The sequence below is a fragment of the Paenibacillus sp. Y568 genome (assembly GCF_059445545.1).
On sequence record NZ_JCAIUM010000021.1, the window covers coordinates 19,211 to 37,508 of the forward strand.

Consider the following 18,298-nt stretch of genomic DNA (forward strand, 5'->3'; position numbering starts at 1 on the left):
CGCCATGAAAATTCTGTACTAAGATGTGTATATTTCCGGTTTCAATACCCCGACATAGGGTAGATTCCGGTACTTCTCTGCGTAATCCAAACCATATCCGACGACAAATGCGTCAGGTATTATAAATCCTGCATAATCTGCCTGTAAATCTACCTTACGACCAGATGGTTTGTCAAATAACGTAACCACACGGGTAGATTTCGCATTCCGATTATTCAACATCTCAATTAAATGACTTAAAGTAAGTCCGCTGTCGATAATATCTTCTACAATTAATACATCCCGTCCTTCAACAGGAACATCTAGATCCTTGATGATCTTAACAATGCCAGATGATTTAGTTGCTGCTCCATAACTAGATACTGCCATGAAGTCAAGTTCGCAGTGTACGGTTATTGACTTAACCAAATCTGCCATGAAAATAAACGCGCCTTTTAGAACGCAAATGACCAAAGGATTACGATCTGCATATTCGGCACTTAACTTAGCTCCGAGTTCTGCAACTTTCTCCCGAATTTCTTCTTCGCTGATGAGTACTTCTAGTATATCATTCTGCAACTTACTGAACCCCCTACGTTAAACTATGAAAGTTTTCAACCGACCATTACTATTAACCATTTCTTGAACTTATGCATCTTCAAGAGACATATGAAGAACAGAAGTTGTATGCTGATTGACAGGTGCATGAATAGATCGCCGTAAACCCGGTATCCAAATCATGTAGTTATTACCATCCAGAATCATAGGAATTTGCGAGCGTATAGAAGGCGGTATCTTACCGTCGATAAGAATATCCTTCACTTTCTTGCTGCCGTTTAATCCCATTACCTTCATGGTATCTCCATCCTGCCTACATCGCACGGTCAAAGGAAACACAAGTTGATCGGCGTCAAATACTGCCTCATCTTCATGCAATTCTGCTCTTGACCATGACTTCTGATTTCTTGGAACTACTGTCATTCTCAAGACCTTCCCAATCTCGCCTACCATAAGTTCAGAAACAACTGTATTTAGTTGATATGTATACCTTAATCTCTGCATAAGTGGCTTAGGCTGAAATGTAATGACATCATATTCCCGTATACAGACGAATCCTCCACCTAGGTCTCGGCTCCACGTCGAAGGAGATTTCTCTGACATGCCACCACGAAGGGTTTCGATCTTGACATAATCGGCGAGCTCAGAGTCCACCGACATGTAATTTAATATTAGTTTAATCAACCTCCGTTGTAAAGCGACATGTAGCCGTGTAAAAAAAGGGACCTCAAAGGTGAACCTTCCATCGCTTGTATGTACCGATTCTTGGTACAATTTCTCAGCAGCCTGCTCCATATAATCGTCTTCGGCGGTCATCAAACTTGATAATTGGTTTAAAGCCTGTGTAATCTGTCCATTATATTGCCCTAAAAAAGGGAGTATATCCAAGCGAATCTCGTTACGTCTATACTTTGCTTCTAGATTACTTGGATCAATAGCGAACATAAACTTCTCATTCTCGCATACGTCGACCAAGTCTGTTTTGTATATACGTAGAAGCGGACGAATAAGTTCCACATTTTTTACGGTTCTATTAAATTTCATCCCAACAAGTCCCGTCGGACCGCTGCCACGTAATAAATGAAGAAGGACAGTTTCGGCTTGGTCGTCAGCATGATGACCAAGCGCGATAGAACGCGCTCCAAATTTCAGGGCTGTTCTAATAAGAAATTCATATCTCTTATCTCGTGCTGCTTCTTCTGGACCCTTTCCAGTCTGCTTTATATATGCAGGAACATCAACAGCCTCCATAACGAAAGGAATATCCAATGCGGCTGCGATGTTCTTCACCATCAGAGCCTCTTCATCAGATTCTACACGGAATCCGTGATGAACATGAGCGCATATTAGCTTTAAAGGAATATGGTGTTGTGAAATTTCATGCATAATATGCAAAAGAGCCACAGAGTCCGGACCGCCGGAGACTGCGACTATAATGGTATCGTTAGGGATCCATAGGCCCTGTTCTTCTGCAGTGCGAAGCACATGCTCTACCAAGAGGTGCATTCTCATGTCCGTATGCTCCTTTTCTGCCTTAAACGTTTGTATTCCCTTAAAATCGAACTGCCAAATAAACGACACAACACAACAATAATACCGAAAAGGTAAATGCATATCTCAACCATCGAGGTGTCCTTCTTAGGGGTTTGCTAGTAGAATGCGCAGGTTTATAAATAAGTTGCTTCCAAAGAATAGAAGCTTGATCAGACCCTTCAAACTCTCCTCGGATCGCTTTATTCAACCAGCTCGAATATGGTTTGAGTCTATGGCTTCGTTGAACTAGACCCAACAAATCTGACATGCTACGCGTCTGAGGTAGATGCTGAGAAGCAGCAGCTCTCAAGGCATCTCCATGAATCAAATGAATACACAGTACGGCAAAGGCAAATAAGTCGTACCCTTCATCACTTCCGCGAGTACCTGCGTTCCAATACCCTCTATCATACCATTCTGTAAATTGCTTCACACTTCGGCCTTTAGAACTAACACCACCGTAATCAATTAACTCGACTTCTCCGTATTCGGATACCATCACATTCTCCGGTTTTAGGTCACCGAATACGAACCCTAACTGATGTAATTCACGTAACTTCTCTAGGAGCCTTAACCCCACAATGCCAATCCACTCTTTACCACGTTTTTGGATGAACCAGTTTAACGGCCTTCCTTCTACGTAACGCATAACATAAAAAGGGATCTCTCTATGGCGTACAGAGTAATCGTCCACTTCTAACAAATAGGGACGATGTGTTACGCCTTGCTGCTTATCTTTCCGTTTCCGTTGTGTCTGTAGTGAAGTCAGAACATTGATCTCCGACTGAAGTTCCAGTGTATCATTCCCCATCTTCAAAGCAAACCGCTCCTGGTAACCGTCTTTCTGAACGAGATAAACAGTTCCATTAGCCCCGCTTCCAAGTACACGTTGGATCACAAACCGGCTGTGTTGCCATTTCCCAGTGATCACTGTACCCGTTGAATATTCGGGATTAGACGACGTTATCACCGAGTGTCCTCTCTCCCTCATCGGAATTCCTCCGCAATGCTTGATGTCCTTCTAGTGTACCATAACGAAAGAAATCAATCACCTTCATGATGGCTGGTCCCGTTGGAGTTGTCCCCCTCATTTGAATTCGATTAAACAGAGACTTTAAGCTACCAAGATCCGAAGTCCAGCTCACATTCATAATGGCATCCTCTCCACTATGTCGACCTGGATAGTGAAAAACAGCTAACTCACTAAATCCCTCCCTTGCTTGTAAGCTCAACATTAAATCACGTATAGCTTCCTCTACAGCAGCTAGCTTTGGCTTCATGCTTGCACTTGCATCAATGATCAGCGCTACTTGAATTGGTGTAGTCTCTGTCAATTCGTCAACAACCTCAACGACCTGAGAACGACGATTAGGTGGTAGGTCTTCTAGCGTTGAACCCGCCAATATATGTTTCAATTCTTTATTAACAGCTTGTTGTATCGTCTGCACAACTGTCTTACGTGTCATCATTTGCATGGTTTGAGCCAACTTCTGAGTTCCAACAATACGACTAATTCCTCCGCCGGCCTTGGCAATCTCAGAAATTTCTAAACTACCCATCTCTCCAATCGTACCGTAGTCTATTACACCTACCACGTTGACAGTTATTCCGTCTTCTAGCGCATGTGCTGCTGCTATAACTGGACTAACTCCCATATTTGAACACCCATCTGTTATCAACAAAATTTGCTTCATGATTAATCACCCTCCCAATGGCTATTTATCCTTCTCTCTATCATTTCCAAAAATGAGAGAATTCAAACAAGGAGTGTTCTTACTAACTTACAGTGCGTGGCCGTTCCATTCTCTCCAACCCAGGTACATGCAATGTAGCCCACTGTGGCTGGTATCGTTCTACCTTCCCTACGATGACTGTCATATCATCATGGATTTGGTTCTGTTGATAACATATGACCTTTTCCAATAAACAATCTGCAATATATTGAGGGTCGTCACTTTGAATTTCTTGAATAATACGCTTCATCCATAGCTCCTTATTCACGGCGTACCCCGGAGCATCATATAATCCATCCGTCATCATAATAACAATATCGTCCGGTTGAAGCTGCACGGTAACTAAATCAACTTCAATCTCCTGAATGATACCGATCGGAAGGTTACTAGCAGAGACAAGAATGACCTCATGTCCTCTTTTTATAAAACTTGGGGTTGATCCTATCTTCATAAATGTCGTCTCTGCCGTATATTGATCAATTAAAGCCATATCCACAGTTGCATATATTTCATCTGGAGATCGCAATAAGAGTATCGAATTAACAGATTTAATAGCTAACTTCTCATCCATTCCCGATTGCAGAAGTTGCTCCAATATATTAAGCGCCGTACTACTCTCTTGTCGCGCACGTTCACCATTCCCCATACCATCACTTAGCGCAACTGCAAAGGTTCCATTACCCAGCTCCACTGTGCTAAAGCTATCCCCCGAAAAAACATCTCCTCCCTTAGCAGCTCCAGCAACTCCTGTAATGATCTCAAATGTCTTGGCCGATCCGAATACTACTGTTGCCAGTCCATCACGTGTGTCAGAGGCCTTCTCCTGCATAACAGCGATATGTTCATCTAGAATATTAGAGAGAAGTGGTGCAATAATTTTGCGACATTCATCATATCCTCTCGTATAAGCATGTACAATCTCAATCTCCACTTGCCCTGAATCTAGATTAATGACATCGATTCCATGAATAGATAATCCCATCTTCTCAAGAGCCTCTCTAATCTCCTCTTCCTGTTGATACATGGCTTGTCCTTCCCGTTTAATTTCTCGTGCCAGATCATCCATGACCTGCGATACCCCAGATAATTGTTCAGACACTAAATGACGACTATCGTATATTTGACGTTTCCACTGCATATCATGTTGATAGAGATGGTACTGCTTCTTCATCACTGCAAGCACATCTCCCGTCTTATGACATACTCTATTCCAATCAGATGGAAGCTTATCTGGTGAAAGATCTGGATTCTCTTCTATAGATGTCATCATATCCGTCATATATTTATAGGTTTGATAGAATTTCGTGTCCCAACAGTGCTGGTTCTTGAAGCATCCTGCACACGTACCTTCGGTGACAGCATTCATGAAGTGATCCTTTTCCTCTGTACGCTTACTAACTTCCTCCGCACCTGACACTTGACCAAAACTTTGCGATAATTGCCTAAATACTTGTGAGAATTGGGTAACCCGATCTGCAGTCAAATCGCGGACTCGCTTCGCATATTCATGTTGAGACTTCGTATGATCCTGCGTACCTGGTACATATTTTGAGATCATGCCAATAACGGTCTTTGGTGTAAACATAAAAAGTACAATCGCTGTACAAGTCTCCCAAGTAGAGTTCAAGACATCACCCGGCCCTATGAAATAAATAGAAAGTATAGATGATCCGACGAGCATTCCAAGCGCTACCATAGCTCGGTGACCTTCGCGAAGCATGCCAGCCAACATCCCAGAAAATGCGAGAAGACTCATCTGATAGATCGCAGTAATATCTGCCAAGCTTAGAATAAGGCCTGTCACGACACCAACGGATGCCCCGAGCGATGCACCTCCTACGAGTGCGAATAACAGAATCAAGTATCGAGATAAAATATGTTCAATGGATAACGCATAGATGCTCCAACCTACTGCGCCGGTCATTACGGAAGCTAACAAAATAATTAGACACAGGACCTCTTCATTTTTAAGCTGATAGTTCTTCTTTCGATAGGTGAATACAGGAATCGCTTGGATAAATACCATCGTAAGTACAAAACTCAACACCGCATCTAAAGCTATCATGAGTAGAGCATACCAGGTTAACGATGGGCCAAGTAGAACATGGAATAGATTTACGCAAAAGGTAGATACAAATACCATTACAGGAGCATAGGATAATTCGGCATGTTCAAAGGCCTCTAATCCCTTGTGAATAAGAAAGAATATCAACAACTCTGCAGCAATGATAATCGGTATTGGATAAGGTGCAAATAAACTACCCGCGATAATAGCCACCGTGACGATCGGAAGATAGTCACGACGCATAAATACAATAACAGCAAAAAATGCTAATGCAAAAGGCGATAGTTCGTCCAATATCATGGCCTTTCCTAGTAAGAACCCCATGAATGTTAGCAACAACATCCATTTCTTTGCCGCAAAAATGTGTACTATCCGACGAACGACACTCCCCTGTGTCATTCGCGCGATCCATGAACTCGGTTGATAAGCTGATTTAGCTCTTTCTGCCATGTGCACGCCGGGAAAGTTTACTACATTTCTTTTTTCCATGATTTTGGCACCACCCTTAATATTGTTTGTTGGTACCCATTATAGAGTGAGTGAATCAAGAAAGTTTGTCATAACAGCGGACAAGCACAGAAGAAATTTCCGACAAAAAAGCCTCCGTTGCGGAATGTCGGGAATGTGGTTCAATCGCTTAACACACAACACTTTAAAACTACCTTCATGAATTTTTCTCTTCAGAAAATAGTAGTGACCTCTTCCTTTTTGTCTAGCGATTAAACATGAGATAGTTGGAAATCAGTTGGAAGTTGTCGGCAATTAATTTCAGACGACAAAAAAACCGTAGAGGCTTTCGCCTGCTACGGTTATCTTATGATATTCACTATTACATGCGCTTAGCGCCACGTCCGCCACGTTTGGACTCTGTGTTTTTCTTGATGGACGATATCCGTTCTTCACTATCTTTTAGGAAACGTGACACTTTATCCTCGAATGTAGCTTTGACAGCAGGCTTAAACGAACGCCCGCCCCGTTCACGATTGTAACTACCACCGCCACCGCCGCCACCTTCTCTTCCGCCACTAAATCTTTCTCCGCCGCCTTCTCTTCCGCCAGTACTGCCTCCAGTACTACCGCTACGTTCAGGTCTTGGACTTCTTGGTGGTCTAGCTGCTTCTGGTGGCTTGTCAACAGTTTGTTTGATGGATAGTCCGATCTTGCCGTCCTTGTCGACATTGATCACTTTAACCGTAACGACATCATTGATCTTTAAATGATCATTGACATCCTTAACATAATTATCAGCGATTTCTGAGATGTGAACGAGACCTGTGACACCTCCTGACAGATCCACAAATGCTCCAAAATGGGTTATGCCTGTCACTTTGCCTTCTAACTTGGTGCCTACTTCGATTGCCATAGAATAAAATGATCCTCCCTTAAAAATATACAGCAAAATTTATAAATCTTGGCTGTGGTGATTTGATTATACATAATGCGCAAAGTAAGGTCAACTGAGTAATGACCTGCATCCGCGCCTATATTACGGGCTTGAGACCTCCGGACGAATTGGAATTTCTTCCGGTCTATATAGACCATACTCCTTACGTGCCAGTTGCCCGATATATTCAGGATCCTGCAATCGGTTAACTTCATATTCTAATTGTTGTACAGATTTGTCTGATTCCGCCTTGGTTGCTTGCTTCTTAACCAATTCAGCATTGGTCTCTGCAATTTGTGAGTTCTGATTAAATAGAGTATATCCTGCCCAACTCATAAAAAGAACCATAAAGAGCATCCATAAAGACAATCTTCTGCGCCCGCCTACATATTTTGTTGATTGTTGATTAGTTGTCTGCGAGGCATACTTCCCCATGAATGAACCCTCCTTAGGACCAACGATCCCACAAATTTGCACAAATCTGCTTCACTTTCTGGATCAGCTCAGGAATTCTCAATTTCGTTATTACCGGATAAAGCATCCATTTCAGTAGTCTCCAAAAAGGATGTAAACACCGTAATACAATCCCGAGAATGAACATGATCAAGGTCCACAGGATACCTAATATACTCAGTACCAATCGATATAGAGTTCTAATAGGCCACCAAATGGCGACTATGAATAACCTCTTCAGCAAATATAATACATATTGCACTACCTTTATTAACATTACCACAAATCGTTGGGTTGTAACACTTAAGATTAAAAAATAGCCCCACACACCTATAAATAACCCAACAAATGCATAAAATCGTAATTCTCCATGATTACTAATATAAAGCATTCTAAATATAAATACTGCCATTCCACACCAGTATATTAAATCGAGTAAATGGACGGTCCACTTGGGAAAATGGAACTGGTTGGACAGCACCCGGTAGCTGTCATAAGCCAGTCCCATCGCTGTCCCTGAGAATAACATCCAGAACAGCGTAATCCACTGTACGTAGGGATTCATTTAAATAGTTTGCCCAGCATTCCTTTATTTTTACTATGGTGGGATCCGGGATCCAGATATACTAGGGAATGCATTAGCCCTTCGATGGAAAGGAGACCTTCCTCCAAGCTAAGGTTTTTAATATGTAAATTCTGACCCTTGATGGTCAAATGTCCGAGTTCCGTCTGTAACAGAAACTCCTCGCTGTCAAAACTTTCTACATTCAAAACGCCTGTCATATGAATCTGCCTGCGGTTCTGCATATGAAGATCGTGCACTTTCGGCTTTCCTTGCTCAATCATAGCATGTACCCCTCCTTCTACAGATAGCTTATGGCAAGCATTCGTCCAATAGAACTCCATGAGTCTGACAAATATAATCTATCTAACTTATCCTTTTGTATATTTTTTACAAAAAGAAAGAACGTCCCCTTCAGTTAAGAAAGGAACGCTCCATGATAAATCTAAGTCCTACTACTATTCGAAACCTGTATCCCTAGCGATAGGCTCTTCCTTGACCAAGGTGTAGAGGCTTGTCGCCTCTTCTTTACGGGTGCTCTCAGCAAGTCCCTCGACACGCACGGTAACTAATTTCTGGCCGAATTGAACTGTAATCTCATCGCCCACTTTTACCGCACTACTAGGTTTGGACTCCCGACCGTTGATAAGGACCCGACCTTGATCTGAAATATCCTTCGCTACGGTACGCCGCTTGATTAACCTTGATACTTTCAGGAATTTATCAATTCTCATAACTATTTTACGGCTTCCTTAAGCTTGTTACCTGCTTTGAAAGCTGGAACTGTTGATTCAGGGATTTCAATTGTATTTCCTGTTTGAGGATTGCGACCCGTACGGCCAGCACGTTTGCGAGTTTCGAATGTACCGAAACCGATCAATTGTACTTTATCTCCGCCAGCTAACGCATCTGTTACTTCACCTAGAAAACCATTCAATACAGATTCAACATCTTTCTTAGTCAATCCGCTTTTTTCTGAAATGTTGTTAATAAGGTCTGTCTTGTTCATCATTAGTTCCTCCTAAATATATATAGAAAAGTTGTCATACATCGGTATGGGACTTGGAGTTATTATACCGTCACTACACCGAAATTGCACTATATGGATATTCTTGATTTAGTTACAAATCCCTGCTTTTCTGTTATAGTTTTTATTATTTTCATTCGAATTTTGCTATTTTTTGGCGATTTGCGTTTTAGCAAGTCCCCATATCTCTTCCATTTCCTCCAAATTACTATCTAAAAGAGATCTTCCCTGTGATTGCAAATAATCCTCAATAAATTGAAAACGCTGTACAAATTTGTGATTTGTCTTCGATAATGCCTCTTCTGGATCCGCATGAATAAACCGGGCTACATTAGATGCAGCAAAGAGTAGATCCCCAAGCTCTAGCACTTGCTCTTCATGGCTCTGTCCCTGTTCAATAGCTTCACGTAATTCTGCTAGCTCTTCTTCTATCTTAGCAAATACGCCCTCAATATCATCCCAATCAAATCCTACTTTAGCTGCTTTCTTTTGCAATTTGTATGCCTTCATCAGAGCAGGCAGATCTCGGGGAACGCCATCTAATACAGAAATACTTTCCGGGCTTAGACCTTTTCGACTTTTCTCTTCCACTTTCATTTGATCCCAACTTTGAAGAGCAGCTTCTGCATCTTTCACTACGATATCTCCAAATACATGGGGGTGACGAAAGATCAGCTTATCATTAAGTCCTTGAATGACATCGTAGACGTTAAAGGAACCGTTCTCCTCTTCCATTTGTGAGTGAAGCAAGATTTGTAGTAATAAGTCTCCTAGCTCCTCCTGCATATGCTCAGGGTCATCCTCGTCGATTGTCTCAAGAACCTCGTAGGTCTCTTCAATTAGATTTTTGCGTAATGAAGTATGGGTCTGTTCTCGATCCCAAGGACATCCCTCAGGACTCCGTAGAGTACCTACAATTTCATGTAGACGAGCAAACGTCCGTTGTCGAAGATGATCTTCATCACTTCCAGGCACATATACTAGCGAAAGATTACCATAACCTTCAACACGATCTAACTCATATAGAGGTACATGTTGAATATTCTCTTGTCCTTCTACACCCAAAGCGTGACCCACAATAATTGTATAGTCGTCGGGATATATGTCCATCAGACTTAGCTTCACTTCTGAAGCTGTGTAAACGTCATAGACTTGTCCAATTAAGGTATGTAACTGCGGCTGTATAAGCGTACTATTCAATCCCGCTGCATCTAATAGCTGAAATCCTTCAATCGGATCAAATCCAAGCCTTGTAAAAGCTTCGTCCAGAAAACTCTCTCCGCCTAGTACTTGTAATGTAATGCTGTGTTCTGTGCAACGTTCTCGAAGCAACTGCACCGTAGACTCTGCTACCATGGGGTGACCTGGCACAGCATACACAATCTCTGTACCTGCCTCGCCTGATATAGCCTTCTCGATTAATTGGTTAGCAATCGTGTTATATACCTCAGGGAAAGAATCATGTGTTTCGTATATATCGTCAAATGACTGAAACGCTAAGTTCCATTCCTCTAATACGGACATAACAGGATGTTCTTTCGTTCTAACGTATACACTCGAAGCATTTTGTAATGTCTTCACAATACCTAACGTTAACCGGTCAGGATTACCCGATCCAAGACCTACGACCGTTAATGTTGAACTCATACGTCTACCTCCACTCTATTTCACCATCATTGACAGATGGGCTCTACAATAACCCACCAAAAGCTATATCGACTATTGTAGCGTACATTACTTAACGTAACACGTGTAACTTCTGTAATAAACGTGTTAATCCGTTTCCAATCTTAGGTAACATTCGTAACTCTTCCTCTTCTATTAGCTTAGTAAGCACCACTAAGATAATAAACACAACAGCACCTGCCGTCACACCGCCTAGGCTCTCCACTACGGCGCTCAAGCGACCCGAATGGATGCCTATGGCGGACAGGACGTTTGCCGCCGCCCACTGGGCACCAGCGGCGGCACTGAACATGCCGGCGAGGATAACCGCCGGCTTAACCAGAAGTGCACCGGCGCTTAAGCGCAGACCGGTGCCACGAACTAACAGCGCTACGTTAAGCGCTGCTGCCAAGAAATTTGCGGCTACGCCAGCGATGGCCGCACCAGTAATACCAAGCTGTGGTACCAGCAGCAAGTTGAGTAGCACCTTTACAGCAGCACCAACAAGCAAGTTCACTGCCGGCGCCTTGACGATACCAATTCCCTGGAGTAACGAGGCTGAGATCAGACTAATCGCACTAAATACCGCCGTAAATGCGATCCAACGTATCGTGTCTGTACCTGTTGCATCTTGATATAACATCACATTGATCGGTTCAGCCAACGTGCTTAGACCAACAGATGCCGCAAGACCAATAATCCAGAACCAACGAAGAGACAAACGGCATTGCTTCTGCACTAAGAGGTGATCCCCCTTGAATCTTGCCTCTGCTAACGCAGGGATGAAAAGAACAGATAACGACGTAGCCACCATGGTTACTAGTTGAACCAGCGGAATACCACGATTATAGACCCCAAATTCAATCATGGCACCTGCGTCATTTATGCCATTTGATTTAAGTAGACGCGGGACAGTAAAGGTATCCACTAAATTCATTAGTGGAACAGCCAAGGATGCAAGGCAAATAGGAATGGCGTAAACCGCAACTTTTTTAAAAAGTCTCCATGAACTTTCCGAGCGAGACACATCCGCTTTCAACATGAATGTAGAACCCTCTGTACTGCTCATAATAGCCGTCTCAACACCTGTGACTGATTCTGCTTGTCCTGTTGTCTTGCCTACTCTTGTACGGTATCTAAACCAATATACCAACATCACTAGTAACCCTGCAGCCCCACCCGCAGTAGACCCAAAAAGAGCTCCAGCAGCAATATCCTCCGGTCCGGCTTGCTTTGAAGTTAGATAAAGTAGAAGAAGGATCATTACCGTAACACGTACGCTTTGCTCCACAATCTGTGAGATCGCCGTAGGCATCATATTCTGGTGCCCTTGGAAGAATCCTCGTAATAACGACATCAAGGGTACGAATAAAAAGGCGATCGAAACGTAGCGAATAGCGGATACGACGTGGGAATTATCAATCCACCTCGCAATGAGTGGAGCACCTACATAAGTGCAGATGCCAAGTACGATACCCAATACGCCTATCACTATGGAGGACAACCTTAATATCCGTCTGCTCTCTCTGAAGTTACCTGCAGCATCATTCTCGGCCACAAACTTAGAGATCGCAAGGGGAAAACCAGCTATGGCTAACGTTATAACCAGTAAGTAAAATGGATAAACGGTATTATAGATACCAAATACGATATCGCCGCCCATATTTTGCAGAGGAATCTTCTGCAATGTGCCAATCAACTTCGAGAGAACACTAGCAAAGGTTAAAATGAATGCCCCATGTAGCATTCTTGAGGCTATCGTGACATTAGCTTCCTTCATCATTCACTTCCTTGCGCGGATAATTAAGTTCGTTCACTCTATTATAACCGCGAAGAACTCCACAAGTCGAAACAGCTGCACCGTCCTCTTTCAAAGATGTATTCATTTCAACAAAAAAAACCCGCTTCTTTGCTCCGAGTATCAGGAACTAAAGAATAACGGGAATGGGTTGAAGATCACACTATATTATTGTTCCATTTGCTTGCCTAGAAAGGCAGCAGCTGTTTCAGCCATCTTAATTTCCATCTGACCCATCTTCACAGATTCATCTTTATTCATAAGAATGACGGACCCAATAGGATCACCACCTGAAATAATAGGTGCTACGACATAAGAAGAAAGTGCTTCTTGATGGTCTTTGCTGATTTCATAGCTTCCATTGTTGGTTTCCAACAACGTTTTGCGACTATCCATACAATTCTCAATAAGTATTCCTACTTGTTTGTCTAGATACTCCTTCTTGGAGCCTCCAGCTACAGTAATGAAAGTGTCCCTATCCGAGATAATTGTGATATGTCCTGTTCCTTCATACAATGATTCAGCGTATTCCTTAGCGAAATCGCCAAGCTCTCCGATCGGCGAATATTTCTTCAATATTACTTCACCATCACGGTCGACAAAAATTTCAAGCGGATCACCTTCACGAATTCGTAAGGTGCGTCTAATTTCTTTCGGGATTACAACTCTGCCTAAGTCGTCAATACGGCGTACAATTCCAGTAGCTTTCATTTCACATGTTGCCCCACTTTCTAAAAGAAGATTTTCAACTACTGTTTCAAAAGGGAAAAATAATCCCCCGTTATTAGTGTGATATCTGACCATAGTATTCAACTCTATCCAGTTCCTTATACATATGGCTCAGATAATAATTACACAGCTTCATTCTTGAATTAACCTATTACTTACCTGTATCGGTGCTTGTACCCGTATCAGTACCGGAATTAGTATCCGTAGCAGGTGTTGTTGTGTCTGTCTTTGTTGCATCAGTCCCTGTACCCGTAGAGTCTTGTCCAGGTTCAGGAGTCGTTTTCTCATCAGTTGTTGCTGCAGGTGATTTAGGCAAATTCACCTCTTTAATAATATCTGGCAAGTCATTTTTCATAAAGTCATCAATCATTTTAGAACCCAATGAATTTTTGATCGTGTCCTTTTGAGCTTGCGTTAATTTATCAAAGGTTGTCTCCGTACGTGACTCCACTTTTAACACGTGATATCCATAATCGGTCTCTACAGGATCACTAATGGTATTCATCGGAAGAGTTAGCGCACTTTGTTTAAATGCTTCTACCCACTGACCCACTGGTGTATTCTCATACAAGCCACCATTGTCAACAGAGCCTGGATCCTCGGAATACTTCTTCGCAATCGTTGCAAAATCTGCTCCCTTATCTAACTGGGACTTCACATCTTTTGCAATCTTTAACGCTTCTTCCTTGGTACGCTCTTTCTGGTTAGCATCGGTTAATCCGATTAGAACATGTCTTACGGAAGCTACCGTGTAATCTTGTTTCGTAGCTTCGTATTCTTTCTTCACGTCTTCATCTGTAACCTTACTATTCATATCTTCCATCGAGATCATGACTTGATCCAAATAGCCTTTCAAATCGGTTTCCTTCAGATCTTGTTCATCCAATAGACCTTTAAAAGCCTCATCTCCACCTGCCTGTTGCTTCATTTGAGCCAACTGATCAGCAGATATCTTCTCGCCTGAAGTCTTAGATGCATCGGTAGCGTTGCTACTCAAATATTCAAAGGCCACTTGTTGATTAACAAGATACGTTTTGAATTCATCCATTTCTGCTAGTTGCTCATACTGAGGTGATAAAAAGGTAAGTACATTTTTCTCAATATTATATTCAGCAAGTGTGATCTCTCCACCCTTATATGTAGCAACAACATCGTCACTACTTTTACCACAAGCAGATAACAAAGATAGCGCCAATACCCCTACTAGCGTTACGGACACAATTTTCGACGATTTCCTATTTGACAACATCTTGAAGTTCCCCTTTCGATTTGAACGGCTCTCGGATGGCTTCAAGAAATTGTTCCAGAAGGTCCAACAGCTGCTTTTCTTCTAATCCCTTGCCTTTGATGCGAATGGTCATGACAGACTCTTGTTCAAATTGTACACGTCTTTGAAAGGAATTTCCAATGGATGCAAGCTGGGTATGATTTACTGCCTTCTCTTGCCCTGTGTAAAATTTAAGTGTCACGTCATCTCCACGCTTAACAATGGACTCAACCCCGTACATTTTACCGTACAATTTCAATCGTGCCACAGCAAGTAAATTCACTACAGCTTCAGGTAACTCTCCGAAACGGTCAATGAGCTCGTCTTCAATCTCAGAAACCTCTTCAAAGGAAGCTGTTGCAGCTACCTTTTTATAAATTTCAATCTTTTGAATACTATCGTAAATATAATCAGATGGCAAATACGCATCTATTGCGATATCGATCAGGGTATTCCATACCTTCTCTGGAGGAGCTTCCTCTCCCAGTACGGTTACCTTTCGTTTCTGAATTTCCTCAGCAAGCATCTGCGAATACAGATCAAACCCAACTGAAGCGATAAATCCGTGTTGCTCCGCTCCAAGCAAGTTACCTGCACCCCGAATGGAAAGATCTCTCATAGCAATTTTGAATCCTGATCCCAGTTCGGTAAACTCCTTAATGGACTGAAGGCGTTTCTCCGCAACTTCGGTTAGCACCTTGTCTTTCTGGTATGTGAAATAAGCATAAGCAATTCGATTGGAGCGACCGACACGTCCTCTTAACTGATAGAGCTGGGACAGACCCATTTTATCAGCATCATGTACAATTAGCGTATTTACGTTAGGGATATCTACACCCGTCTCAATAATACTTGTACTCACCAGCACATCATATTCACCATCTAAGAAATCAAGAATGGTCTTTTCAAGCTCTGACTCATTCATTTGCCCGTGTCCTACACCGACTTTAGCATCAGGTACAAGAGCCGAAATCTGGCTGGCCATCTCTTGAATTCCTTGTACTCGATTGTATAAATAATACACTTGCCCGCCCCGAGCTAGCTCCCGTTCCACAGCTTCTCTTACAAGCGTCTGGCTGTGCTCCACAACATAGGTCTGAACAGGAAAACGGTTCTCTGGTGGTGTTTCAATAACGGACAAGTCCCGTACTCCTAGCATCGACATATGGAGTGTCCGTGGAATTGGTGTTGCTGTTAGTGTAAGCACATCCACATTAGTCTTTAACTTCTTCAGTTTCTCTTTGTGAGTAACACCGAATCTTTGTTCTTCATCTACAATAAGAAGGCCAAGGTCCTTAAATATAAGATCTTGTGACAACAATCGATGTGTACCAATAATAATATCGACCGTTCCCGCTCGAATCCCCTTGATAGCTTCGTTTTGCTCCTTGCGAGAACGAAAACGACTCAGCACTTGGATATTTATTGGGTATCCAGAGAAGCGTTCCCTGAATGTCTCATAGTGTTGTTGAGCTAATATCGTTGTTGGAACTAACACAGCGACTTGTTTACCTTCGATTGCAGCTTTAAATGCAGCTCGAATCGCTACTTCTGTCTTACCATATCCGACATCACCACAGAGTAGGCGGTCCATTGGACGGCCCTGTTCCATATCCTTCTTGATCTCCTCAATCGCTCTAATCTGATCTCGAGTTTCATCATAGGGAAACATTTCTTCAAATTCCTGCTGCTCTGTGGAATCCTTCTCAAATCCATACCCTGTCGTCGATTGACGTTCAGCATATAGTTTGATCAGATCATCAGCAATATCCTGTACGGTAGATCGGACTTTGTTCTTAACACGTACCCAGTCATTGCCGCCTAGCTTATAAATCTTCGGTTCTTTATCCTCAGAACCAACGTACTTTTGAATGAGATCAATTTGCTCAATAGGAACAGATAACTTGTCGCCTCCGGCATAAAGAATATGCAAATAATCCTTATGAATACCATTGATATCTAACGTACCAATACCTACGTATTTACCTATCCCGTGATTCTGATGTACGACATAGTCGCCAATTTTGAGCTCGGTATAACTTTTGATGCGTTCTGCATTATCAATATTTTTACTTAGCTTTCTGACCTTGCGTTGCTTCTGAGAGAACATTTCTCCCTCTGTAATGACAGCTAAATGAATCGATGGTAGCTCGAATCCGGTCTGCAAGTTCCCTTGAAGCATAATAGGCTCATCAATTCCGTAATCCAATAAAACACGTCTCATACGTTCCATACGTTCTTCATTACTGGCCAGCATCATGACATTGACGCCAGACTTATGCCAACGTTCCATTTCAGACTTCAGAACATTCATCTGTCCATGGAAATCTTGCATTCCGCGACTAGTAATATTCAGTATGTTTTGAGGTTGTGTGTGCGGAACTTGACGTAAAAAGATGGAGAGAAATAACGTCTGGAAGCGACGTTCATATAACACTTCATCATTATCAATCGATAGTGGCATTTGTGGTAACATCTTGCCATTCTGCAACAAATGTAAATTCCATTCCGATTCGTCCCGTTCCAGTTGCTTAGCCGTCTCGAATAATCTTGTAGGCTCATCTAGAATCAAGATCGTATCCTTCGGCAGATAATCATACAAATGGCATTTTTCCGGGTAAAGCAAGGAAATATATTTATAAATTTCTGGGAAATAAACATGTTCACGTAACATTTCAATCTCTCGGTTTATTTCCTCTTGTAGTCGAAGTTTAGCTTGACGATCTACCATTTTATCGAGCTGGGCTTCTAGCAGAACCGCTACTGCATTTGCTGCTCTGTCTAACCTTACATGGTCCGCAATGATCTCTTTGCAAGGTGTAATTACGACCTTGTTAACCTTATCAATAGATCTTTGGTCTGCTGGATCGAAGGTACGAATAGAGTCAATTTCATCATCAAATAGTTCAACCCGATAAGCGAGTAATGACGTCATGGGGTAGAAGTCGATGATACCACCGCGAATACTCATCTCACCTTTGCTCTCTACCCGTTCAACACGTTCGTAACCCATTTCAATCATGCGCATCAGAAAAGAATCCAGTTGCAATATTCCTCCATACTGGATTGTGATCTGTGCATTCGCCATAACTTCTGGAGCAGGCAACAGTCTACGCACACCAGATACAGGGGCTACAACAACTCCTGTAAATCCTTGTGCACATTTGATTAAAACATCAATACGCTGAGCCAGCGTTTCTGGACTAGAAACGGCAGATTCAGCTGCAACAAGTTCATTGGCAGAATACAACAACACTTGGTCAGGAGAAAGTGCTTCCTGCAAATCTTCGGCCATTTTTTGAGCAGAAAACATATTATGGGTCACAATTAATAACGGACGTTTTACCTCTTCAAACAGTGAAGCCATCATGATCTGCCTTGCTGATCCAGATAATCCCGAAATGAGCTGTTCTTTCATGCCCACCGTGATTCCGGAAGCAATTGATTTTAAATCAGGGTCCTTAGAAAAAGCTTCTATAAGTGCTTGTAGCAAAAGTGGCACCTCTCTTATACTTACTAGTAACGATAGATTTACTTCCAAGTTA

General features: G+C 42.4%; 16 protein-coding genes. All 16 read right to left on the bottom strand.

Annotated elements, in window-relative coordinates; genetic code table 11:
* Positions 1 to 18: 18 nt before the first annotated feature.
* The 16 genes from hpt to mfd all read right to left on the bottom strand — a co-directional run bounded on the left by hpt (position 19) and on the right by mfd (position 18,246).
* Positions 19 to 558, bottom strand: a complete 540-nt coding sequence (hpt, locus tag AC1D7X_RS22150; protein ID WP_495458414.1) for a hypoxanthine phosphoribosyltransferase — start codon at positions 556 to 558, stop codon at positions 19 to 21.
* Positions 559 to 627: 69 nt separating this feature from the next.
* The gene (gene tilS / locus AC1D7X_RS22155; RefSeq protein WP_495458415.1) at positions 628 to 2,049 is read right to left on the bottom strand and encodes a tRNA lysidine(34) synthetase TilS; all 1,422 of its coding nucleotides are present in this window, start codon (positions 2,047 to 2,049) and stop codon (positions 628 to 630) included.
* A 40-nt stretch (positions 2,050 to 2,089) separates the two neighbouring features.
* Positions 2,090 to 3,040, bottom strand: coding sequence for a protein kinase domain-containing protein (locus AC1D7X_RS22160; RefSeq protein ID WP_495458460.1), 951 nt, complete (start codon positions 3,038 to 3,040; stop codon positions 2,090 to 2,092).
* On the bottom strand, positions 3,024 to 3,764 hold the full coding sequence (locus AC1D7X_RS22165) for a vWA domain-containing protein (protein ID WP_495458416.1): 741 nt from the start codon (positions 3,762 to 3,764) through the stop codon (positions 3,024 to 3,026). Before AC1D7X_RS22165 ends, AC1D7X_RS22160 begins: the two co-directional genes overlap by 17 nt.
* 82 nt (positions 3,765 to 3,846) lie before the next feature.
* Positions 3,847 to 6,267: a stage II sporulation protein E gene (gene spoIIE, locus AC1D7X_RS22170; RefSeq protein ID WP_495458461.1), complete on the bottom strand. Its 2,421-nt coding sequence runs from the start codon at positions 6,265 to 6,267 to the stop codon at positions 3,847 to 3,849.
* A gap of 430 nt (positions 6,268 to 6,697) precedes the next feature.
* The gene (locus AC1D7X_RS22175) at positions 6,698 to 7,231 is read right to left on the bottom strand and encodes a S1 domain-containing RNA-binding protein (RefSeq protein ID WP_495458417.1); all 534 of its coding nucleotides are present in this window, start codon (positions 7,229 to 7,231) and stop codon (positions 6,698 to 6,700) included.
* A gap of 123 nt (positions 7,232 to 7,354) precedes the next feature.
* Positions 7,355 to 7,687, bottom strand: coding sequence for an FtsB family cell division protein (locus AC1D7X_RS22180; protein ID WP_495458418.1), 333 nt, complete (start codon positions 7,685 to 7,687; stop codon positions 7,355 to 7,357).
* Positions 7,688 to 7,700: 13 nt separating this feature from the next.
* Positions 7,701 to 8,270: a spore cortex biosynthesis protein YabQ gene (yabQ, locus tag AC1D7X_RS22185; protein WP_495458419.1), complete on the bottom strand. Its 570-nt coding sequence runs from the start codon at positions 8,268 to 8,270 to the stop codon at positions 7,701 to 7,703.
* Positions 8,267 to 8,551 carry a sporulation protein YabP gene (gene yabP, locus AC1D7X_RS22190; protein ID WP_495458420.1) on the bottom strand — a complete coding sequence of 95 codons (285 nt, stop codon included), beginning with the start codon at positions 8,549 to 8,551 and terminating at the stop codon, positions 8,267 to 8,269. The genes yabQ and yabP overlap by 4 nt, the downstream gene beginning before the upstream one ends.
* Positions 8,552 to 8,725: 174 nt before the next feature.
* Complete coding sequence (locus AC1D7X_RS22195) at positions 8,726 to 9,001, bottom strand: RNA-binding S4 domain-containing protein (RefSeq protein ID WP_495476159.1); 276 nt, start codon at positions 8,999 to 9,001, stop codon at positions 8,726 to 8,728.
* Positions 9,002 to 9,003: 2 nt separating this feature from the next.
* The gene (locus AC1D7X_RS22200) at positions 9,004 to 9,276 is read right to left on the bottom strand and encodes an HU family DNA-binding protein (RefSeq protein ID WP_068532663.1); all 273 of its coding nucleotides are present in this window, start codon (positions 9,274 to 9,276) and stop codon (positions 9,004 to 9,006) included.
* 165 nt (positions 9,277 to 9,441) lie between these two features.
* Complete coding sequence (yabN, locus tag AC1D7X_RS22205; protein ID WP_495476160.1) at positions 9,442 to 10,941, bottom strand: bifunctional methyltransferase/pyrophosphohydrolase YabN; 1,500 nt, start codon at positions 10,939 to 10,941, stop codon at positions 9,442 to 9,444.
* Positions 10,942 to 11,032: 91 nt separating this feature from the next.
* Positions 11,033 to 12,739: a putative polysaccharide biosynthesis protein gene (locus AC1D7X_RS22210; protein ID WP_495458423.1), complete on the bottom strand. Its 1,707-nt coding sequence runs from the start codon at positions 12,737 to 12,739 to the stop codon at positions 11,033 to 11,035.
* A 186-nt stretch (positions 12,740 to 12,925) separates the two neighbouring features.
* Positions 12,926 to 13,468 (bottom strand): stage V sporulation protein T, encoded by a 543-nt coding sequence (spoVT, locus tag AC1D7X_RS22215; RefSeq protein ID WP_495458424.1) that lies wholly within the window; start codon positions 13,466 to 13,468, stop codon positions 12,926 to 12,928.
* Between the two features lie 169 nt (positions 13,469 to 13,637).
* Positions 13,638 to 14,735: a peptidylprolyl isomerase gene (locus AC1D7X_RS22220; protein WP_495458425.1), complete on the bottom strand. Its 1,098-nt coding sequence runs from the start codon at positions 14,733 to 14,735 to the stop codon at positions 13,638 to 13,640.
* The gene (mfd, locus tag AC1D7X_RS22225) at positions 14,722 to 18,246 is read right to left on the bottom strand and encodes a transcription-repair coupling factor (protein WP_495458426.1); all 3,525 of its coding nucleotides are present in this window, start codon (positions 18,244 to 18,246) and stop codon (positions 14,722 to 14,724) included. The genes AC1D7X_RS22220 and mfd overlap by 14 nt, the downstream gene beginning before the upstream one ends.
* Positions 18,247 to 18,298 lie beyond the last annotated feature (52 nt).